This is a genomic window from Paenibacillus sp. SER-28 (genome assembly GCF_052906305.1).
Genome location: NZ_JBRECM010000006.1, coordinates 111,857 through 132,949, shown reverse-complemented (window position 1 = coordinate 132,949; position 21,093 = coordinate 111,857). Strand labels below are relative to the sequence as shown.

Sequence of the window (21,093 nt, the reverse complement as noted above, 5' to 3'; positions counted from 1 at the left end):
GTCCTCCTTAAGGTTAGTCTATTGCTTTGTTCCAATCTTTTATCTTTAATTCGTCTACACCAAATCCAGTTTTGGTTATCTTTAAATCTGTTTCTACCCTAATAAAATCAAATTGCAATCCAGGATACTCCTTTTTTAGTTTTTTCAATTTAGTCTGAAAAGCCGCATATATTGAATTGCTACTTTTTAGCATATCTTGAAAATAAGCTTCCCCTCCCAATTTTTGTTTATTAGAATAACTAAAACTGGCGGAATCTGATGCTTTTGATTCAATCATTGTTAATTTTGGTGGAGGACCCTTTGATAAAAATGTCGCATCTACACCGTTCCTACCTATTTGGAAAAAATCTGAAATGTCTTCACCTAAATTGTTATCTTTTGCTACTTTTTTCGCTACTTCTTCTCCAAAATCACCTTTATCATGACTAAAATATTTAGAGTTATCGATTTTTCTTTCATGTTCTTTTGCGTCTTTCAAGTCAAAATTATCACTAATTTCATCTTTAGTATCTAGTTTGTTTGCCAATTTGTTTCTTTTACGTGTTAATCTTTTGAGGTCATCCTCATTTCTTTCTTTTTTCAATTTCGCTATTTGTTCATCTAAAGTTTTAATTTCTTTTTTGATATTGTCAGCCTTACTACCACCTGGATCACCTTTACCCGTCCCCTCAACCTTTTTCGCCGAGTTCTCTTCCATTTCCTTCATGACCTTGTTGTAATTCTTCTGCACATCTGTCTGTGGAAGTGGTCCGCTGTCCATCTTATTAACGTGCGGAACTGGCGCTCCGTTGGCTGTGGCCAACTTACCGGGGTTGAGGCCGTCTGCCATTTTACTTAGTTGCTCATTGAACTTCTGACCCAGTTTACTGCCGGTCTGCTCCAGTTTGGTTACAGCTTTACCAAAGCCTGCCCCGACTGCATCCACACCTTTGCTAATCCATTGCGGTGTAACTTTGCTGCTTACCTTTTCCGCGAATCCGCCGATGGCCTTGCCTACTTTGGAATCCAGTACGCCCACGGTGACAAAGCCCAGTCCTGCGTCTTTTGCTACTGAGCCCCAGTTGATTTTTTCACCACTCAGCACCTGACTCGCCAAATTTTCCGCGGCATTTGTTACACCGCCGATCGCTGCTTTTCTTAGCAACGTTCCTCCTACACCGAGTGGACCAAAGATCGCTCCAGACACTGCCCCGATCCCCGCTTCTTTTAAGCCGGTCAGGGCATAGTCACTAAAGTCGCTCACTTCCCCTCGGGCGATATCCGATGCCGCCAAACTCGCTACGCCCAAGCCGCCTGCAAGCAGTGCTCCTCCGGCTACCGCCGCAATGACCACCGTACCCGCTCCAAGCGTCGCTACCGTAATGGCCGCCACCACGGCTACAGCTGCCACAACCGCCAAACCGCCCAAAATATTCATCCCCAGCTTGCCCCAGTCAAACGGTTCAGGGGGTGGCGGCGGTGGAGGTGGCTCGCCTTCCTTCGGTTCATCATCAAACGGCGGGTATGCAGTTCGGTCGCTACCGTCCGCCCAGACGTTTACTCCCAACACGTGGTATTCGTTTTCTACCGAAAGCCCCGTGCTTCCTCCCGTCTGATACGCCATGACCTGACTGGTTCCGTCAATAATGATTTTTTTCGGCGTATTCAGAATGATTTCCTGCTCTGCTTCTAACGATAACTTCTTGGGACTAGTTATTTCAATCCCAGTAGCATCGTCCAGACTCATCTGCAATGTCCCACCCGGATCACCCATGATATGGATGCGACCCGGTGCCATTTTCAGCTCACTTCCATGCTCCGTACCAAAATATCGATCATTGGGATTACTCGTTTTCGCGCAACCGTCTCCATTTGTACGAACCGCACCCAAAATCATTGCTCTGGAACCAGATGCATCTGGAAAATACAGGCTTGCCTGTGTTCCCACCTTCGGCATACTGTACATCGCACTTCCCGTTGGGGGAGCGAACGGGTACCAATGCGGCTCGGATACTCCATCATCCTTATCAATCGCCAGCCGCAGCTTCACTTCCTCTCCCCGTACCGCCAGAACCTCTCCTTCCAGAGAAATTCCGATTGTTTTGGGATTGGGAATGAAATCGCTGCGAATGCCCTCCGCGCGGGCCAACACATAACTGAATAGCAAATGCCCCTTTTCCATGCGGCTTCGCAATTCAGTTACAATCATCGTTTTCTGGCGAAATTGCACCTCGTCTCCAAGAGCATACCGTTCTCCGCTTTCGATCTCGTATTTGAAAAAGTCGGTATCATGTAGCCCGGCTGACGTTCCGCCTGCCCGCTGATAGCCCTTTAAATCTTTACTTGCCGTATAAAGCGTATCCTTCCGAATCGTTCGCTGGGTGCCAGCTGGCATGCCGAAATACAGCTTCGGCGCTGCGGACTCCCATATGTCGCTGACCACCACTGTATGTAAACGGCTCGCCATCCGTTTCATAAGCTCCCAGTCGGTTTCATCATATTGTAAAATGGCTTCGCCTACCGACTGCTCTCCGGTCTGGAACAAGACATCACTTCGCTCATAGCCTTGAGCAAGCTTACTCACTAACTGTTTATATGTTTGTTTTTCCTCAGGAAAAGACCGCTTTCTTTTGACAATATCCAGCTCAAATGAGCCACTGATTCCTTCCAGTGTAAGTGTATATACTCCATTATGGTTCTCAACTTCCACCGTATGGACGACACCCTTAAATAAGCTGATTTCCTCTTGTCCATTCTGCGCATACACATGTAGCTGATCCTCTGAGGTCGCATCTAGCGCAGCCGTGGCATGACTCGACTCCTTACAAATGCCTGTGAGTGTAATACGCCCATGCTCACCTGGCTTCCACTCGATCTGAACATCCTTTAAGACCTGTATGGGGTAGGGGGAATCTATTCGAATCTGATCATATCCTATCATGTTTTCAAACCTCCCTTCCAGCTACTCCTCCTGCTGGCCATTCGTATGAAATTCGATAAATCCATGATATAAACAAGTCTGAAATGAAGAGGTCGTCAAGGCTGGCTGGCCTTCCACCTTTGTCTGTTCTTTTGTGTTTTTCCACTTATCCGTCAGCATCGGCAGGCATGGCTTTCCTGAGATTGTGGAGCCATCTTCGGCGATCAGATATATAGTCTCGGCACTCGGCTGTTCCGGACTGTTACAAATTCCAAAATGAGGGACATTTTCAGGAGAATAATCTCCTTCATTCATCATGGGTTTACCATTAACAAAAGCCCCGTGGCTGTTCGGCAAATTGATCTTTCGAGGATGGGTCCCGCAAGTGCAACGCATACAGGCCCCCCGTACGACATAATACTCATTATCTGACATGTGCCCTTTCCCTCCCTATTTCACCTCGACTTGCTCCAAAGCGATCCCTGTGTAATCACGCCGCAATATACTTTCCGCCACGTCTAAACGGACGATGATCATCGGGATAGCACTCTCCTGGATTGTAAATATCTTGTGGCCCCGAATAGCATCTGCATGTAATACCAGCTTTCGAAGCACACTTTGATCCAAATTCCATTCGCTTTCTGGATGTACTGCTGTAAGCCGCTCCACAAAAGGAATATAGTAATTCTTCTGTATCCTCTGTTCGATCTGAGTAAGTATCGTTAATTTCATAGGCATCTCCGGCACATAGGCCTGGACAAGACGCTTTAAAGCATCTGAAATAAGAGGAATGGGACCTTCTAGATAATCAATAAAAATACTTTCTGCATCTGCCTTCACGTGAAACATCAATGGCTTGACAATATCCTCCGGCTGCAAATCATACAGCTTCCACGGATCAATCGTTTCCATCACCTTTTGTAGCCTAGGAACATTGGTATACCGCACATCCTGCTTTAAGAGGAAATAATCCATGAAGATTCCCCCTCTCGTGTCTCGGCTCTCTCACTATGCCTAAAACGGCACAATATTTCGCTATCATCTCGATATTCTCCAGCAAATATCGTGCATGCATTTGCTTTTGGCATCCTTTCTAACGAAGGGGAAGCGATAAAAACTGGCATCTGGTTTTTCAAGAACTCAACAGTGAGCAGATGGTATTTGACCGCCTCAATTTGTTGAATTTGTTCAATATCCATCGTCGTGATCTTACGGGCATAATCTGATTTAAGCTGTTCCAGCTTAGTCATGCGATTGAACAGAGGCTCGAAAACAAAGTCTGCCGACCATTCCACAGCGCATTCAGTCTCATCCAGAAACCAATTTTCATCATAGGCATCTATACGATAAACCGCTTTATTTTTCATAACACGAGTTCTAAGCAAGGAGATATAAATATATCGAATATCCCCCTTACGACCTTGCTCGTGCTGAAGGGTAGCGAGCTGGCATAGCGACTCTAAAACTGCTATAAGCTCGTCTTCAATGGCTTGCTGGCGCGTCAGAAAGTTGTTTTCAATAAGAGCCAAATCATGTATCCATTCCGTAAATACGTGCTTTTCCAGCAAATCCTGCAACGCAGCATCCCGATCCATGAGCTTCATTCAATGTTCACCTTACCCCCGGTTAATCTCACATCGTCCATGATGTCCAGTTTGGCTCCGGATTGAATAAAACTCACGCCTTCTTTCCCCTCCATAATAATTTTTGCTCCCCCTGTAATTTGGATATCTTCCTGAGCAGACAGGGTTATTTTTTTGTTACTGTTAATTTCGATCCCGCCTTCATCCGTGAGGCGCATGAGCATTTGCCCACTGTTGATAATTTCTACTGCACCAGGCTTGAAAACGACTTGTTTGCCGTACTTGGTGCTGATACTTTTGACCGCAGGATCACTTCTTTTAACGGGATCAGAGGAGGTAAGATCGACAGAACTGGCGGCAAAAGCATTCTGCTCCCGTTCATCCGGAAAGTACAGACGAATTTGATCCCCTGCTTCCGGCATAACATACCAGCCGCTGCCATCAGGAGAAGAATAAACCGTAGAATAGGGAAACCACATAGCCCCGGATGCAGTCGAGCCTTGATCAATTTCCAGATTGATTTTCACTTTTTCTTTGGAAATATCAATCACCTTGCCAAACAGAGAGGCTCCTGACAGATCATAGGCATAGACGGTTGGGCATTTTAACCCATGTGCATCCCGTAAAATGTAACGATTCACGATCAGATTTCCTTCTGTGGTCGTCTCCGCCCTAGCTATGTAAAGCGTTCTTTTATGAAAAATAACGGAGCTACCGAGCTCTAGCACTTTGTTGCTGGTCACTTCATAGCTCAAGCTGTTAGACTCGCCATATTCCGGCAGTCCGTTACGGGACATGAGCTTGTGCTCCTTCAAGTCTTTTTTTATGGAATAGTTATGTTCGTTCAGCGGTTGAGGGGCACTAGAATGGGGGACACCAATCACATATTTCAGTCCTTGTTGCATCGTAATTGGAATTAAAGCAGCATGTAGCCGAGAAGCAATTCTTTTGACAAAAGCCCAGTCCGTTTCATTGTATTGCACTAATAATTCACCGATAGCTGCGCCATGAGAAGCCTCATCAATCACTTCTGCATCAGTATACGAACTTGTAACATGCGAAAATAGTTTGTTATATGAATCTCCTGTTTTTTGGAATGAACGACGTTTGGGGCGAATGTCCATCATTAAGGTTTCACTGCTAGCTTCAATCGTAAGCTCGCGTACTCCGTTTACAGCTTTTACAGCAATATTCGTGACGATTCCCTGAAAAAACCGGATCTCCTTGCCTTCACTTTTTAAGAAGACTTCGATGTGCTCATCTTCATCTGCTTTTTCTACGTATTGATCCAGCTTGTCCTCCGAAACAATTCCACGTATGCAGAAGCTCACATGTTCGTTTAACTGTTTAATAAGATGGATACTTAATACACGCTGAAACTGATAAGGGGCCACCTGAACATCTGCTGTAGTGTAAATGGGGTTACTCATTCATATCCCTCCTCTTCTGCCTCGTCAACCGTTTGAATGGTACGAATCATCTGCAGGGCGACATCCCGCCATTCAGCATACTGCTTATACGGACAACAAAATGTTCCCATGACCGTCTTTCCTTCCAGCTCAAAGTAGAACATATTGTGGTAGATGGGCTGGTCCAGTGCAGGACTTTTAAAGTCAAAATAGCCAATCTGCTTACCATGTACCTCTACTATTTTTTCTTCATAAAATACATGGGCAGGATTCATATTTTTCATCATTGACTTCATGCCAGAAGTGAGTTGTTCCACCCATTCATCTTGTAGCGTCTGGTCCACCCGATTCAGGGTAACATCCACACTGCCCAAATCATTCGTCAAAATCATTTCTGGACGTTGCTCATGAGGATATTTAATCTTTTGCAAATGCTTGGGCATTGGACTAAAGATAGAGGGGACATGCATTTTCAGCCGATCTTTAAAGAAAGATCGCTCTTCAAACACATAGGTTTGACCGTCAATGATTATGGGTCCTGCTAAAATATTGTTAGGCCTCTTCAGCTTCTCCATCTCGCGGAGCTGATCCAAAATCTTTTCATCCTCATATTTCATAATGCACACTCCTCTACCTGATTTTCTAATCCACAATCATCCGTCCGCCGCCGCCGCCCTGCCAACGGCCTGCTGTTCGTTTTCCACGTCCGGCGCCTTCTAGAATAAGAACTAGCTGTCTATGCAACTGAGCATGAGAATAATCTCTGTATTCCGCACCATTTCGGTTTGCAATGTAATGCTGAATGGAAGCTCTGTCTACGGCTTCTGAGTTCAGGCATATGAGCGCAAACATACAATCCATCGGATCTGTGGCACCACTTTTAAGCAGCTCAGATGCGAAGTAGCGCATCGTCTCTGGGCGCAATGTACTCTGCTTCAAACCCGCAAAAGGAGCATGAATATCACTCCATGTATTGAATTCGGTTGCCATGTCGGCAAAATCCTGATAATCCGAGCGAAGCACGGCTCCATCTTTGAGCTTGAATCGGCCCAGCTCCATCTTATCCAGACCGATCTCTGCCTCATCCTCCAGCACGATATCTGCATGATGGGCTGTGAAATCCGGGCGATCTGTTTGTTCCAAAAAGAGCAACTTCAACACCGATAGTCGGCCTGTAGCCGCATACGGCACTTCCTGCTCCTGCTCCAGCAGGTATAGTCTATCCTTGTGCTTCACGATGCCTCTACCAATGGTCAGCGTGTTCTCCCCGACAGTTACGTTCATTCCGGTGATAATGCCATCCGAAAAATCCTGATACCGGATATCCAGAAAACTGCGCGGGTAGTCTCGCAGGTTCTCCAGCATCTCGGTTTTTAGAATACGGCCCTTCTCAAACTTCGGAACGATATGCGTTAACATGTGGTTTCCTCCTCTCTTCGCTCTGCGACGTCATTACTGCTCTTCTTTATTCAAGGGAACGGACAACCGATTTACGCCGGGCGCAGGAGCCGGAACAGTCACCTCTGGAATCTGTGAGTTAAGCTTTATATACTCCGAGTAATTGAGCCATTTTTTGTTTACCACATAGGAACAAGCGATTTTGTCATGCAGCGCCTGCTTCTTCGCTGTGAAGACCACCATGATGTAACCGACAAATATAGTGACCAAGCTAATGATCTTACCCCAGTAGCGGGCGTTGGCCCGTCCGAAAGATATTTTTTCATTATTTTCATCCACAACGACAATCCCCGCAGCCAGCTTGCCGACCGTTCCTCTGCATTTTGATGATTCCATGATGGTGTGGTAAAGCCAATCCAATAAAAGAGGGCCAAAAATAATAATAGCTCCCAAAATTCTCACCGACACATCGTCTAAGTGTGAAACAAACTCCGAAAAATTCGGCATTTTTACGAACGCAGAGACAAACCCTATCGTCACAAACGGCAACGTATCAATCAAACGAATAGTCACAAATAAAATAGTATAATCTAGCAAATGGGCTAAAAATCTTTTCCAAAAACCAGCGTACATCCTGCTGCTCCTCCTGTTTAAAGCCTGCTGTTCATCAGAATCTTTGAATCTGTGTGCCAACCTAAATGTCACATCCCGGTTCCGCGATCAGCCTGCTCACGAAGGATATAGTCCAGCTCGCGTTTGTCCACAACATAGGTACGGGCGATCAGATCGTGAAGAGCCTGTTTTCTAGCCGTAAAGCCTGCCATAATAAAACCGACGAACAAAATGATGACTGATAGAAGCTTACTCCAGTAGCGTGCACTTGCACGTCCAAAGCTGAGCTTATGGTTAAACTCATCTACCACAACGATGCCGAGAGCCAGCTTGCCCACCGTTGCTTTGCATTTGGACGATTCCATAAGCGCATAATATAGCCATATAGCTCCCCAATTCAGCAAGGTCTGTCCTATTGTTTTCATTGTAAAAATATAAGTCGATCCATCTGAGAGCAAAGAGCTTTCTGCCGGAGATGGTACCCAATCCCCTAAGGTCCGAATCACAAGCCAGATCAATCCAATTATTAAAAATACAAACCATAGAATAAGGCTATCGATGATATAAGCCAAAGTTCGTTTCCAAAAACCTGCATACAGCACGCTATCCCCTCCAAGTGTTGTGTACTTTTCTGATTTCAGCATTTTGTGAAATCCTTAATTTACTATTTCGTGCCGTCAAAGAAATCCAGCTCGGAGAGATCATTTTCGAAAGCAAAAAAGCGTTTGGGTCCCAGATGCAGCAATTCATCTCGGCGGGTAATCGGCACTACATAAAAACCCCAGCGGCTATCTCCGACAAAAACAAAATATTTCGTTTCCCCATTACGGATAGAGTCCGTATCATCCTGCGGGATATCCCGCCCGTACAGCACGGCAATTTCCTCATAAGGCATGGGTTCAAAAGCTTCTGGCCGACTACGGTACACATGACGCTGACGCAGCTTGCCGCCGTCGGCCGTCAGGAAGAACTCCACCTCAGCCGCATGAGACGGCCGGGAAATAGAACCGCGTACCCGGTTGCTTTCCAAACTCGCAATCAGCTCCTTCTCGCGACCCGTATGTGTCCATGCGCTGACCGTGTACGGAATAGCCGGAATATGATTGGTAATGACAGGCTCAATCGTGCCCATTTTTTTAGCGTTCAGGTAACGGATAGCCCCGCGCAGACAGGCCATTTTCAACTCAGGTACCCGGCTGAGGTCCTCTGCCTTTTGACGGAACTCAATACTGCGCCCTGGTACAAATTCCTTGAGTGCTTCGCGAAATACGTCAATCCGGCAGGACTGCCCGGTTAGCTTGATAATCGAATAATCCTGCAAGCGCCCCTCCAGATAAAATTCATCCAAAAACTTGCGCACAATATTGTAGATGTCTGCCTTAAGAAGCTGCTGTATTTCCCGAATGTTAAACACTACATCAGGCAAACCATATTCATCACGAAACCGTCCGTTCTCGATGACTGATACCAGCCAACGGTCCATCACTGCAATGTTCAGGTCGCTTTCAGCAGATAATACCTGCTCGGATTCGAAGCGGCTGCGCAAGATCCCCGTGCGTAGAAAAAATTCCTTTTTCATATTTTCTGCCGCGCTCCACAATAGATGAAAATTACTCAGTACTCGCTGATATTCATCCCGTGTAGCATGCTCATACTGTTTGAACGCGGTAGGCAAGATGGCCTCTGCCTCTCGGTAGCGTTCCTCCAGTCCCGCATATACAGCATCTACACCAAACTCATCCACATGACGGTACAAATCTCCCGAAGGAATGCCGATCAGGGCATCAATATCGGTGTCAGGCAAGCGCGTCTCGGCAGCATAATAACCTGCAAATACAATTTTCATAAACTGCATAATCCGATACGTCAGATTGTTTCCGCCAAAATTGGTATCCCCATTTTCATACGTTGTGTGAATATCCAGCTTGTAAGCAATACGTCCGTCCTCAATTCGGAATCGGCAGGAAGACAAATCTGTCGTGCCTCCACCACAATCAATGACAAGTGCCTGATACTCCTCACCGTCCGCAAAAGTCCCTCGTTCCATCTGGTCTGCCAGCGTGTTGTACAGCACAGCCAGCCCTTCGTCCAGCGCATCCTCCGCTTCAATCTGGTAATCAGGTAAAATATCACTAAACATCTCTATAAACTGGGGCTGCAGCTTTACGGGAGCAGAAAAGTGCAGGTTGCGAAACCGACACTTAAATTGCTGCTCGGCTGTAGCAATCACATAACGGATAAAAGCAGCTAAAATATCACTGCGGGAAGCGGTTGCTGTATTCCCCTCGGAATCCATTAATTCCTCGATTCGCTTATAATCGTTGACCCACCGCTTGATCCCCCGCAATACTGTCGCACGGCTGCCTGCCACGTCAGATCCACGTAGTGCATCCTCCCCAAATACATAAAGGATATGTTCTGGATTGGAGCAGTCTGCGACGCGAATAGCAGTCGGCAATACTTCGATCCAGTCGCCTTCTGCCCCTTCTGGGCCGGGGAATGACACATAATTGATGGCGTTCAGCCTTACCGTGCTGCTCATACCTGTATCAGGAGCCGTAACGTAGGAGCTATCCAAATAAGCACCTGCTGTGGTGTTCGAGGTGCCAAAATCAATCGCAAGTACTGCATCTGTAGTTTCAGTGCCCCGAATGATCAGCTCTGCCACCGGAACCCGGTGACCTTGAAGCTTCAGCGGCAGCATTGGCTTATCTCCATAGTAGAGGTTATAAAAATATTCTGATTCCTGTCTTCGCAGAAATAGCAGGCTATAACTATGATTGGACGTCTCTCGCAGTTCAGCGTTGCGATGACGAGAAAGATAATATACGCCTGCTCGTCCCTCATCCTTCACCAAATTCAAAACACCGCACAGTTCTCCTGTCGCATTCACCAGCAGCACATTAGATGAGCTCAGCCAAGGCAAATCGGATTCGATCCGGTAGTTGTCCATGCGACCTGTGCGTACACCCTGATACAGTGTGATTTTAGCGGGAACCCGGATACCGCTGCTCTCCTGCCGACGGTCGTTCCAGTTTCGCTGTAGTGCCGATTCCATGCGTTCAAAACCACCAGGATTCGGCCTTGTGATGAGTAAATGCTCTTCCGCACTCCGAAATCGCAAAATCACGCGAATCAATTCTTCACGTGCCAGGCGATTGGCAAAGCCCTCGACCAGTCGTTCCTTATCGCATATTCCGCGTAACTGAAAGGTCGTCATTTGCTCCAATTCCGCCCGCGTGTATTTCGCCGTGAAGCGTATGCTTTTTCGATCGGTGAGCGGGTCTAGCAACCTGTATGTATAGGGTCCGTTCATCGTTCACATGTCCTTTCTTAGCCATTTAGCCTTAATAGAGGGCGATAGCGTCTATTTTCATCGTAGGATCTTCCTCTAAAATGCCGAAATGACTTGTCCAATACAATTCCGTCGTAAAACGTGCCGGAAGAAACAAATCCAGAATCAAATCCACTTTAATCCGTGACAATGGCGTCTCCTCTTGGCCGATATAGATGAGTAATTCGTCTTTTTCCTCACAATTGGTGTAAATGATTGAGCGATGAAAGACGCGTCGCATCGTTTCTTTTAGCAGATGTACGGCTTCTCCCGTCTCATACAGGCGCAGCAATCCTTCAGCAATCGCGTCCTGATCCTCACGGTTTAATTGTCCAAAACCTTCCTTTACCTTCGGGCCAAAAATGCCCTCTGCAATATCACGCCGAACAAACCGGATATGGTACTCCCGCCGATTCATCCCTTGATACAAGTCCATTTCCGCCAGAAAATGCATCATAATATCAAATAGCGATTCTCTCAGCTCCAGATACTCTTCAGCATCCGGTGGAAACAGATCCCGAAAAATAGAATAAAAGCGGTAGTACGGATTGATTTCCACTACCTGCTCCAAATGGGAAGTATTCAACTCTGCCAGACTAAGCTCCATATACGGAGAGTAGCTGACAGCGGGTACGAAGCGGAATTTATCTACATCCAGCCCCTGTTCTCTCGCTCGCATGAGCAAATCCCAGACGTAATTCACACCCATTCTCCTTCACACTTGTACTCTGGAAAATACATCTGCACTTCTGATACCAGAAAGCTCATTAAATCGGATAAAATATAAGCAGGCGCGGTGGGCAAAACATCGTCAGAACCACGTCTGAACCCCAAACGCATGATCTGCTTGCCTTCCTCTGTCCGTACGTTATCGCTGACAAACGGATTTAACGGATACGTCTGGGTTTTGGTTACAAGGTTGCTTACATCATTTCTCCCTGCACCTCCCCAGATGTCCACACGTTCCAGCTCCAGCCCCTGCGCTGCTTCAAATGAGTTTACGATGCGCATGATTTCCGCTTTGGCACGGACAATCACGGCCTGTTTTCCTGCATAGCGGCCCAAAAAGCTGTCCTGTCGCCGATTAGACAATAACGGATAAGTCTGACGACTAAGTCTCGTTGTAACAGGCTTCGTAACCTTCAACACATTCCATTCGCCAGACTTGTCACGTGGTGTGACAATCGTCAGTTCCTCTTCTGTACGCTTGATATACCGGATATCGCCTTCAGTCCCGTCAATCAAATAACCATGCTCAGGACCTGTTTTTCGCAAAGGCAGCACATGCTCATAGTTCACACGATCCATAGCGGGTATAGGAAAACCGCTGTTCTTTAGAGATAGCCTTTCAATGTTCCAAAGCGGAAAAACGTCGCCCTTCTTAAAAACGTCGAATTCCTCCAATGAAATTGTAATTTCATGAATTTCTTCATGGGCGGCCGGCTCGCCGTCTCCACCAATCAATACACAGTCCACAAACTTATAAGCGTACGGATGATTAATTGTTTTCCACGGCATGCCATTTTGCATAAACGTGTGATATAACTGCTCAATCTCCAAAATATAAGAACGGTTATGCTCCAGACGAAAACGAATCGGATAATTGCCGGTTTCCGTGACCAACATTCCTGAGAAAATTCGTTTGCTGCGCACCAGCGCTGAGATACGTTCGGTCTCCATCTCAAGAAAAAGCGTAAACAACGGCATCGCACCGCCTTCGCGTACCACCTCTGCCACACGGCTGATGTCCATCTGCTTTTCCTCCGTATCAGACGGTAACACAGGATATAAAAATTCATGAATTGGGTCATAGTCCTCACGCGATGTCAATGACACGTACACATCAATCTTTTCTTCCGTATTCTCAATTTCCTCAAATACCCGCCGTTCTAGCTGGCGGGTCATTTCTTCCTGATATTCGACGAGGTTCATAAATACCCCCGCCATCATATTTTTCAGTAAACGTCTCTGCTCTAAATCGTCCATCTTGCTCAAACGGTCCTGTACCAGCTCTTTCACGACGTCTCACTCCTTTCCGGCTCCAGCATTCATTGAACATGAAAAACTTAACCTCCGTTCGCAGCAGCCCGATCTTGATTCTCTGAATCAGACGCCCCTGCTGCTTTAGAAGCGGAATCAGCAGTTCCTTGCTCTTTGTTGGTATCCACCTTGGCCGAAGGGGGAGTTCCATCGCCTGTACCCATACTCTTTGCAGCCGAAGTGGCTTCCTTCTTCGCGGGTGTAGTTCCCGCTGAAGCCGTTGGCGCAGCCTTCGTTTGCGATTCTGCAGCAGGGGTTGCAGTAGCGGAAGATGAAGTTCCACCCGCTGTGTCCCCTGCGTCCGTGTCGTTCAACGCTCCGTCAGACAATCCCAATCCAGCAGGAAGCTGACCATTTTTCTGCTGTTCCGCGCTCTGCTTTTCCTCCGCCTTGGCAATACTCCGCTCCAATGCCAGAACACTTTCGAGCTTATCGATCTCCTGATAAATTTCCTGTGCCCCGCTATAGGCATCAATGGCTCCTTCATAATCGAGATCCTTCATCATCCGATCCCCTTTGGCCTGAAGTTTTCCAGCTTGAATCTCCTTGAGCTGCTGCTGAATAGCTGTCAATTTATCGTTGGCCTCGGTAATTTTCTTCTCCAGTTCTTTTTGTGCGGACGTATAACCGGATTCCATCGCAGCCTTGTTTGCTTTCTTGTATAGCTTAAGCGCATTCGTGTAATCGCCGCCCTGAAATTTTAAATCTCCGTCCTTCATCCAGCTCGCTGTCTCGGCATAGCTGTCCAATTGATCGATTTTATGCTCAATATCCTTCACATTAAATGGTGGATATAGCCCGGCGCTTTTTCGTGCTTTCTCGTAGCTGGCTTCAGCTTTGGTAAAGTCCGCCTTTTCCACATAGCCGTCTCCGTCCACCAGCAATTGAGATAGTTTCTGCTCGGCTGTATACAGTCGCTTATGAATCTTATCGTTAATTTTAACCGCCGCGTTTTTCGCTTCGCTGTAGGACTTGAGCGCCTTCGCATAATCTCCTGTCCTTGCATAATCGTCTGCGGCTTGGGCTGATTCGATCATCGTTTCCAGTGCAGCTGCCTTATTCGCAGCCATACGAGCCAGCGTAATCCATGCTCCCCCGCCCACAACAATAAAAACAAGCAACGCAAGCAAAATCCGTTTGATCAACTTGCGGCGGTTTTTATGCTTTTCCTGAAAAACTTTATTTACATAAATGGCCGCAGCCGTGTAATTATTCACCGTCCGGTGCTGTTTGCTTAGCAGAACCTCTTCCAAGGTGTCCGTCAGCATGACCGGGTCCTTCGCTTCCTCCAGCGCCCCCAGCATTTCCGCCAGCTCGACGTCCTCCCACATCCCTGAGGTGGCAAGCAGGATTACATCTCCATCTGCAAGCTGGGTCTTTTTGGCGTAATGGGCATGAACTCCATTCGGATTTCCCAAGTATTCCAGCAGATTACCTCGTTCCTCATGTGTGCTGGTCGCTTCGTCTGGAATGCGTCCATCATCTGCCAATGACTGAGCCAGACTATGATCCTTACTGCGAAAATTAAGCCTTCCATTGCGAAAATGATATAGCCGCACATTACCGCACGAAACATACACCATTTTGTTATAGTTGGTCACTACCATCAGCAGACTGGCTTTGAGCCGAACGCGACGGCTTTCAAATTGCAGCCATTCCTGCGCTTCACGCAGATCTCTCATCAAGCGCCGTTTGGACATGGAAGGCTTCTCCATGAAGTTTTCCAGCACCGTTTTGACAACCATTTCTGCGCTGCGCAGCTCCTGATCCGAATCCAGACCGTCTGCGAGGACATAACAGGCCATGTCGTCCGTCTCCATGAATGCAAAATAGTCCCGGTTGTCTATGTAAGAGCCCGCTTCCGACACAAAGGCGGTACTAAAATCGCTGTTGTCCTTGCGCATCGCTACCCCCGTCTTTCTTGTTTCATCCTATCGCCAAAATAAGTACTGTCGCATTATCCTGACTTTTAAAGCCTTTATCATTAATGGCGTCGATCATGGCATCCGCTGTTTCCTGCGGTGTTCCACCCTTGCGCATAATCTCTTCCAATTCAATCTCCGTCAGCGCCTCCTGAATGCCATCGCTGCACAGCAGCACATGATCGCCTGAATACAGACGAATCGGTGCATTACCCAGTTCCATGCTTTCAAAGCCCTCATAGCCCAAGTAGTTGACCAGTTGATTACGCACTGGACTCGTTTTGGCTTCCTCCGAGGTCATTTGTCCAGCAAGCACTCGTTCCTCCAGCAGTGTTTCTGCTGTATGCTTGGAATTGACTGTTTGGAAATGACCATTGCGGTAAATCGTAATCAGGCTGTCGCCCACCGCTCCGTAATACAGCTGATAGCCGCACACAATGACCGCAGCCAGCGTCGTTCCTCCGCCCTGTCCGTTCAAATTTTGCAAAATGCCGCGATTGCTTTGAGTTGCCGCCTCTGCAAAATATCCATTCAAATTCGTTGCATCTTCCAGCTTGGCAAACGCCTTCGTAAAAGTCGTCACAGCCAAGGTACTGGACATACGCCCATTGGCCAGCCCACTAATACCGTCTGCGACAACAGCCAGCGTACCGACAGGTGTCGTCATACTGGAGAAATAATCATCCTGCTCGCTCCGGCTCCCGATCGTTTGACCATTTCCGATCTCAATTCCACTCACGGTACGGCTGCCGGAACTTCGCGTCAGTCGTATACGGATCATGAGCAGAACAGCGAATAGTACCGCAGCTCCACTTACAACAAAATAAGGCTGCATATCGTTACCTCCCTGCACCATTGCCCAATTCCGTCCTAGTTTTCGTTATCCCACTCAAAATGGGCGCCACACAACGGGATAAAGATAAATTTGCTGTGTCCCAGCTGAATCACGTCATAGGCAGCCAGCTCTGCTGGTGAATATACCGCCTCGTTATTGTGGTACGCCAAACCTGATGAATCGCCTGGCAGCAAGTAAAAGTTACGTTTCTTCGGATCATACACAATGACCGCATGATTTCTACGGGAAATCGTGTTGTCCCCGATAATGCGGACATGCATTTCCTCTGCGCGCCCGATAAAGTTTTTCTCCGCCATAATGCGATAATCCTGACCCACCTGTGCTCCTTCGATGCATACCAGCCATCCGGTTACCGGATGAATGCCCACCGTCTCGCCCAAATACGGCATTGTTTTGTCGTTATCTCCTGCGACGTTTGTTTTCGCTGCTGGCTCCGCGCTCTTGGGTGCAGCTATATTTACTACCGTGTTGCAATATGGACACGTATTTCCGTGCTTTCGTGTACTGAACATGTGTCCGTTCGGGCATCTTGTCAAACTCATAGTCGGTTCCTTCCCCCATTGTCATGATTGTCTTTTTAGCGATCTGAGGATTTTGTAGCCCTCATCTATTTAACGAGCAGTCTCGTATTGGCAATATATAATAAATCACCTGAGTAAATCCGGTATGGCTCACCGCTTTCCAACTTCTTGGTTACACTTTCGTTGGCAGACCGCAAGCCTGTACCATTACCGGAATCCACATCCTCCACAAACCAGTCGCTGTTCACCCGGTTGAGTACCGCATGCTCCACACTTACCAGGGAGGCATAATCTGTACCTACCAAATCAATATCCGCCTCCGAACGCGACGTTGTTTTACCAATTAAGAGCGACGTTTCGCCTTCGATATACCATTCTTTAATGGACTCGCCCTCTTCATCAATCAACACCAGCTTGGCAATCCGCTGACGTTGTGCCTTTGGCTTGGCCACAGGTACAACGGACACCAGATTACGCAGTATGTATACAAGCACGCCGATTCCAATACCTATCGCGACCACGGTTTTCAGACCGCTGTAGCCTGTACGATTAAACACATAAAAGGCGATCGCCAGCATCAGCCCGAACATGGCAACATCTATGATGAAAACCCATCTGTTCTGCGCCGTTTTCACTGCTTGCTTCCCCCATTTCTATCCTGAAGTCATCACTTTTTACGAATGCCGAAAAATTGGTTGAACATCGCGGAGGTATCCGTCGGATCACCGGGTTTTTTCGTTTTTTTTCCTGGTGAGCCCTCCTTCGTTTTCGGATGAAAACCAAAAAATTGCTCAAAGTCAGTTCCTATATCAGCCGGATTGAATCCTTTGGCTGCCGTACGCGCACCGCTGGAGGATGCAGCCCCTCTCCCTCTCTCTTGCTGTTCCCCGCCAGCCCCCTCAGTTTTTCGGATGAGCTCGGCATCGTATGCCTGCCGCAATGCTTCGTCACGCAAGGTATTGTAAGCCTCGTGAATCAGCTTGAACTTGCGCGTTGCTTCCTCGCTTCCCTGGTTGGTATCAGGATGATACTTTTTGGCCAGTTTACGGTAAGCCTGCTTAATCTCTGCCTCCGAAGCATCCCGGCTGACACCGAGCAGCTCATAGTAGTTGGTCATTGTGTGATGTTCCCCTCTCCGAAAAAAATAAATATTAAGAGACCCGTAGGCCTCTTAATATTTATCCACCCTGCACTTGTGTGCCGGGTGAGTGTGTTTTTAAGCTGCACTTAACGTGAAGACGTTAAGCTTAAACCGGATATCCGCCGTCGATTGTAGCCAGCTCGGTTTTGTCTTTCTTTTGTTTGATGTAGAGTGTAAATGCACCTACACCTTCTGTGTCGCCGAAGTGCTCGGTGTAGTCTACAACGAAAGCATTCGGGAAGTGGATTTTACGCACAACTTGATCAGCTGCGATAACTTCCAGTGTTACTTTACGGTAGCTGTCTGCTTTTTCAGCAGGAACCAGAGACCACAAAGCCAGTTTCAGCGTGTCATCCGCGCTGTCACCGTCTACGGCTGTGATGATTTTACCGCTGATACGCAGCGTGGAGCCTACGTCTGTGGAGCGTGCATTGGAATCGTCCGGTGTATCGGTGTCATAAATAACCGTTTGGATGTTATCCAAGCCCAGCTCGATTGTTTCTTGTCCTTCTACTTTCAATCTGAATCCCATGTGTGTTGCCTCCTTGAAATTAGGTAATATGATGGCGGGAGATGCAGAGCTTCTCCGCAATTTATGTATAAAGGCGGTTCTGGATAGAAACGCCTCTAACATCTTTCGTAGTGCTCGGATCATGATTTGACCGAGCTGGTTCCCTTAGTGATCATGACTTCCAGGTTCTTCACATTACCGTTGAAGACCAGATCGATATGGCACATATTGCTTTTCTCATCAATAATGAAGCTCATATCGTCTCCATCCTGAATGATCGAGTTAACAGATCCTCTGCTGCTCAGCCACTTGCTCTTCTGACTGCTCGGATTGTTACTGAAGAAGCGGACGATATTTTCGTGTTTGAAGTCCCCTGTCTGGTAGCGTAAAATACGTTCAATGTACGTGCTGACCAGCGTCTTGTAGATGGAGTCAAAACCGTCCTCGGACATCGCCATGCTTCTCGCCTTGTAGACGGTAATCCGGCGGATATCCTTATCCTGGATCTGAGCATTCTCCGACGAGAATACAAAACCGAAGTTTTTACGGTTGATGGCATCCTTGATCGTGTTGGTGAATCCGGTGATTTCCTTGGCCATCGTCGTTACCGTGCGCAGGCTGTTGTCTCCTGCTTCGATGTCGAAGCGTACGCCAGGGAAGTTTTTATTGACCGTTTTGAACGTCTCACGCAGGTACTCAGGACACTGATAGGAAGCGACCAAGCCAGCGGCAACGTAGGCTGCACCTACATAAACACCCTCGATCCACAGCTTGAGAATATCCTCTTTCTCCTTAGAGAGCTGTACACCGTCTTCGGTCTGTAGCATTTTGCTGTCGATAATGACACCCGATTTGTCCTTCGGAATAATCGTAAAGTTCGGTACACAAGGAATGGCAAATTCGCTATATTCTCTGCGAACGAGACTGGCGCATTTATCGACATATTTATCGATGCCTGCTGTCGCCATACTGTTGAAAGTCGTTTCTTCACCGGATTCAAAGTTAAAGAACATTTGAATTTTGTAATCCTTCACGACTTGCAGCAGCATCGAGAGCGATTCCATAGAATTTCCGCCCTGCTTAACGACCTTCTCGTTGCCCTTGAAGCGTTCACGTGAAACCTTTACCTTACCGGCTGCTTCCAGCTCGACGGATGGAACGATACCGAACCAGATCGTGTCGCTGAATTCATTCTTAGCATTCACAGTGTTCAGGTACGTTTCCAGGCGCGGGATATTGCTGCTTTTCACCAGCATGTCCAGCTTGTTGTTCGCCACCAGCATTGTCGGCAGCATGCCTTTGCTCTTTGTTGCATATTGATCGAAGAACATTTTGACACCGAGGATTTTCTCCACAAGCGGCTTAACCGCCTTTACGAAATCGTCCTTGGCATTTTTATAGAACTCCAGATACGTGTTGTAGTTTTGAACTTCAACCGCTGTATCCACCTTGGTCTGAACAGCTGGCAGTGGCACAAATGTGCGAACCACCAAATCCTTCACATAGTCAGAAGGCGTATCTGTGATGGAGTTATAATCCTCTTCGAATACTTGGGAGAGATCGCCAGTGCTGTTTTCATCCAACAGCATCAGCTCAGTGCTGTCGCTCTTCGGCGCTTCAATAATTTTCAGTTCGCCGCTTTCCCCAATGGAGAGCATACCCACCTGGATCAGCTCACCGGAGTTTTCCTCTTGGGCGCCACCGAGCAGAAGGCGGGTTTTGATGTCCTCAATTGCCAGTGGGAGCATAGCCATAACGTTGTTATAGTTCTGACTCGCTTCCTCGAACATTCCATTCAGCTTGTCACCCATGTCGAGTTTCTTCGGATCGCCATCATCCAGCTTGTCGTATTCACCGTACATATAGTGAATCTCTTTGCGGACTTGACGAATATCATCCATAACCTTTTTCGGTGAAATCATATCCAGCAGATTTTCAAATTTGAAATCTACATTGGTGATTCCTTGACTGCGCTTGGTATCAATGAGCGTAAACAACATTTTCAGAAAATCATTACTTTGATTTACACGAATTTCAGAAATGCTATCCTCATCAATTCCCTCTGGCTTTTTAAGGGTGTAGACGACTTTTTGATTGGCCGCGTTAAAAAACGAATACACGGTCGGTGAAAACTTATCCAAAAATTCGTCAAAGCTGCGCACCAGAAGGTGCTGATTAATTTCCTTGATCTTCTCATCGCTCAAGCTGTCAATACCCTTCACATCACCTACAATGGTGATCAGGTCCAGCTTTTCCGGGTTAATCTCTTCAAAAAGCATTGTCCGGTTGGTTTGATAAATGATTTCCATCGCTGTCGGCAAATGAACAAATTATGAGTTATAGGTCCATTGCTCCATATACGGACATGGGATGTCCAATTTGAAACGGACGAAACTCATTTTTAGTTCTTTTGCCTCCTCCCCCCTACTTAACATTTAAATTCGTCAAAGGATTGAGCTTATACCACATTTAAGGTACAGGCATGTAACCTCGAAAATCGGTCCGAAGCGTTATTCGGCTTTTAACGGCAAAGCATGCAAGTGAGATGTATTTCCAAAATCAAAAGTCAGATAACACAGAAATTTTAAATTTATGATTTCGTATTCCTAACTTCAATCCCAATTTTTGCCGTTGATACGAGAGCTATCATACAAAGCACTCTTTAGTTTTGTCAATTTCTGTAGTCTCAGATTGAAATAGGGCATTTTGGCTCATTTTATGCGTAAATACGTAATTTTTATGATATGTTAGACCTGTTTTTTCAGGGAAATATTCACAAATAGAACTCAATTACCGATAGAAGTCCATTGGATATTTCTGATAAGCGTAAAAGAATCAAATTCATGGCTAATGTGAGGGTTATCAGC

The 21,093-nt window shown here is 46.9% G+C and carries 19 protein-coding genes; all 19 read right to left on the bottom strand.

Features of this window, described 5'->3' with window-relative positions; translation table 11 throughout:
- Positions 1-13: 13 nt before the first annotated feature.
- Entirely contained in the window at positions 14-2,920 is a 2,907-nt protein-coding gene (locus ACUYLD_RS16190; protein ID WP_446675500.1) for a hypothetical protein, read from the bottom strand.
- A 21-nt stretch (positions 2,921-2,941) separates the two neighbouring features.
- Positions 2,942-3,334: a DUF4280 domain-containing protein gene (locus ACUYLD_RS16185; protein ID WP_023989844.1), complete on the bottom strand. Its 393-nt coding sequence runs from the start codon at positions 3,332-3,334 to the stop codon at positions 2,942-2,944.
- 15 nt (positions 3,335-3,349) lie between these two features.
- Positions 3,350-3,874, bottom strand: coding sequence for a hypothetical protein (locus ACUYLD_RS16180; protein ID WP_446675499.1), 525 nt, complete (start codon positions 3,872-3,874; stop codon positions 3,350-3,352).
- Positions 3,856-4,503 (bottom strand): hypothetical protein, encoded by a 648-nt coding sequence (locus ACUYLD_RS16175; RefSeq protein ID WP_446675498.1) that lies wholly within the window; start codon positions 4,501-4,503, stop codon positions 3,856-3,858. The genes ACUYLD_RS16180 and ACUYLD_RS16175 overlap by 19 nt, the downstream gene beginning before the upstream one ends.
- On the bottom strand, positions 4,500-5,912 hold the full coding sequence (locus tag ACUYLD_RS16170) for a phage tail protein (protein WP_446675497.1): 1,413 nt from the start codon (positions 5,910-5,912) through the stop codon (positions 4,500-4,502). Before ACUYLD_RS16170 ends, ACUYLD_RS16175 begins: the two co-directional genes overlap by 4 nt.
- The gene (locus ACUYLD_RS16165) at positions 5,909-6,508 is read right to left on the bottom strand and encodes a hypothetical protein (RefSeq protein ID WP_446675496.1); all 600 of its coding nucleotides are present in this window, start codon (positions 6,506-6,508) and stop codon (positions 5,909-5,911) included. Before ACUYLD_RS16165 ends, ACUYLD_RS16170 begins: the two co-directional genes overlap by 4 nt.
- Before the next feature lie 25 nt (positions 6,509-6,533).
- On the bottom strand, positions 6,534-7,310 hold the full coding sequence (locus ACUYLD_RS16160) for a DNA and RNA helicase (RefSeq protein ID WP_446675495.1): 777 nt from the start codon (positions 7,308-7,310) through the stop codon (positions 6,534-6,536).
- Positions 7,311-7,343: 33 nt separating this feature from the next.
- Positions 7,344-7,922 (bottom strand): RDD family protein, encoded by a 579-nt coding sequence (locus ACUYLD_RS16155; protein WP_446675494.1) that lies wholly within the window; start codon positions 7,920-7,922, stop codon positions 7,344-7,346.
- A 68-nt stretch (positions 7,923-7,990) separates the two neighbouring features.
- A complete protein-coding gene (locus tag ACUYLD_RS16150; protein ID WP_446675564.1) occupies positions 7,991-8,503 on the bottom strand; it encodes an RDD family protein in 513 nt (170 codons plus the stop codon).
- A 62-nt stretch (positions 8,504-8,565) separates the two neighbouring features.
- Positions 8,566-11,217: a molecular chaperone gene (locus ACUYLD_RS16145; protein ID WP_446675493.1), complete on the bottom strand. Its 2,652-nt coding sequence runs from the start codon at positions 11,215-11,217 to the stop codon at positions 8,566-8,568.
- Between the two features lie 31 nt (positions 11,218-11,248).
- Positions 11,249-11,938, bottom strand: a complete 690-nt coding sequence (locus ACUYLD_RS16140) for a hypothetical protein (protein WP_028542472.1) — start codon at positions 11,936-11,938, stop codon at positions 11,249-11,251.
- A complete protein-coding gene (locus ACUYLD_RS16135; protein WP_103049361.1) occupies positions 11,935-13,254 on the bottom strand; it encodes a normocyte-binding protein in 1,320 nt (439 codons plus the stop codon). Before ACUYLD_RS16135 ends, ACUYLD_RS16140 begins: the two co-directional genes overlap by 4 nt.
- Before the next feature lie 47 nt (positions 13,255-13,301).
- Positions 13,302-15,179 carry a serine/threonine protein phosphatase gene (locus tag ACUYLD_RS16130; protein WP_446675492.1) on the bottom strand — a complete coding sequence of 626 codons (1,878 nt, stop codon included), beginning with the start codon at positions 15,177-15,179 and terminating at the stop codon, positions 13,302-13,304.
- Between the two features lie 22 nt (positions 15,180-15,201).
- A complete protein-coding gene (locus ACUYLD_RS16125) occupies positions 15,202-16,032 on the bottom strand; it encodes a PP2C family protein-serine/threonine phosphatase (RefSeq protein WP_446675491.1) in 831 nt (276 codons plus the stop codon).
- 35 nt (positions 16,033-16,067) lie between these two features.
- Complete coding sequence (locus tag ACUYLD_RS16120; protein ID WP_028542470.1) at positions 16,068-16,595, bottom strand: FHA domain-containing protein; 528 nt, start codon at positions 16,593-16,595, stop codon at positions 16,068-16,070.
- A gap of 65 nt (positions 16,596-16,660) precedes the next feature.
- Entirely contained in the window at positions 16,661-17,209 is a 549-nt protein-coding gene (locus tag ACUYLD_RS16115; protein ID WP_023989858.1) for an FHA domain-containing protein, read from the bottom strand.
- Positions 17,210-17,241: 32 nt separating this feature from the next.
- The gene (locus tag ACUYLD_RS16110) at positions 17,242-17,691 is read right to left on the bottom strand and encodes a J domain-containing protein (RefSeq protein ID WP_254325066.1); all 450 of its coding nucleotides are present in this window, start codon (positions 17,689-17,691) and stop codon (positions 17,242-17,244) included.
- A gap of 130 nt (positions 17,692-17,821) precedes the next feature.
- On the bottom strand, positions 17,822-18,247 hold the full coding sequence (locus tag ACUYLD_RS16105; RefSeq protein WP_025685506.1) for a hypothetical protein: 426 nt from the start codon (positions 18,245-18,247) through the stop codon (positions 17,822-17,824).
- A 119-nt stretch (positions 18,248-18,366) separates the two neighbouring features.
- The gene (locus tag ACUYLD_RS16100; protein WP_023989860.1) at positions 18,367-20,535 is read right to left on the bottom strand and encodes a hypothetical protein; all 2,169 of its coding nucleotides are present in this window, start codon (positions 20,533-20,535) and stop codon (positions 18,367-18,369) included.
- Positions 20,536-21,093: the final 558 nt, after the last annotated feature.

What these genes read in the sequence shown, in the direction of transcription:
- ACUYLD_RS16190 (WP_446675500.1), bottom strand. Translation starts at nt 2,920, where the DNA reads ATGATAGGATATGATCAGATTCGAATAGATTCCCCCTACCCCATACAG.
- ACUYLD_RS16185 (WP_023989844.1), bottom strand. Translation starts at nt 3,334, where the DNA reads ATGTCAGATAATGAGTATTATGTCGTACGGGGGGCCTGTATGCGTTGC.
- ACUYLD_RS16180 (WP_446675499.1), bottom strand. Translation starts at nt 3,874, where the DNA reads ATGGATTATTTCCTCTTAAAGCAGGATGTGCGGTATACCAATGTTCCT.
- ACUYLD_RS16175 (WP_446675498.1), bottom strand. Translation starts at nt 4,503, where the DNA reads ATGAAGCTCATGGATCGGGATGCTGCGTTGCAGGATTTGCTGGAAAAG.
- ACUYLD_RS16170 (WP_446675497.1), bottom strand. Translation starts at nt 5,912, where the DNA reads ATGAGTAACCCCATTTACACTACAGCAGATGTTCAGGTGGCCCCTTAT.
- ACUYLD_RS16165 (WP_446675496.1), bottom strand. Translation starts at nt 6,508, where the DNA reads ATGAAATATGAGGATGAAAAGATTTTGGATCAGCTCCGCGAGATGGAG.
- ACUYLD_RS16160 (WP_446675495.1), bottom strand. Translation starts at nt 7,310, where the DNA reads ATGTTAACGCATATCGTTCCGAAGTTTGAGAAGGGCCGTATTCTAAAA.
- ACUYLD_RS16155 (WP_446675494.1), bottom strand. Translation starts at nt 7,922, where the DNA reads ATGTACGCTGGTTTTTGGAAAAGATTTTTAGCCCATTTGCTAGATTAT.
- ACUYLD_RS16145 (WP_446675493.1), bottom strand. Translation starts at nt 11,217, where the DNA reads ATGAACGGACCCTATACATACAGGTTGCTAGACCCGCTCACCGATCGA.
- ACUYLD_RS16130 (WP_446675492.1), bottom strand. Translation starts at nt 15,179, where the DNA reads ATGCGCAAGGACAACAGCGATTTTAGTACCGCCTTTGTGTCGGAAGCG.
- ACUYLD_RS16125 (WP_446675491.1), bottom strand. Translation starts at nt 16,032, where the DNA reads ATGCAGCCTTATTTTGTTGTAAGTGGAGCTGCGGTACTATTCGCTGTT.
- ACUYLD_RS16120 (WP_028542470.1), bottom strand. Translation starts at nt 16,595, where the DNA reads ATGAGTTTGACAAGATGCCCGAACGGACACATGTTCAGTACACGAAAG.
- ACUYLD_RS16110 (WP_254325066.1), bottom strand. Translation starts at nt 17,691, where the DNA reads ATGACCAACTACTATGAGCTGCTCGGTGTCAGCCGGGATGCTTCGGAG.
- ACUYLD_RS16105 (WP_025685506.1), bottom strand. Translation starts at nt 18,247, where the DNA reads ATGGGATTCAGATTGAAAGTAGAAGGACAAGAAACAATCGAGCTGGGC.
- ACUYLD_RS16100 (WP_023989860.1), bottom strand. Translation starts at nt 20,535, where the DNA reads ATGGAAATCATTTATCAAACCAACCGGACAATGCTTTTTGAAGAGATT.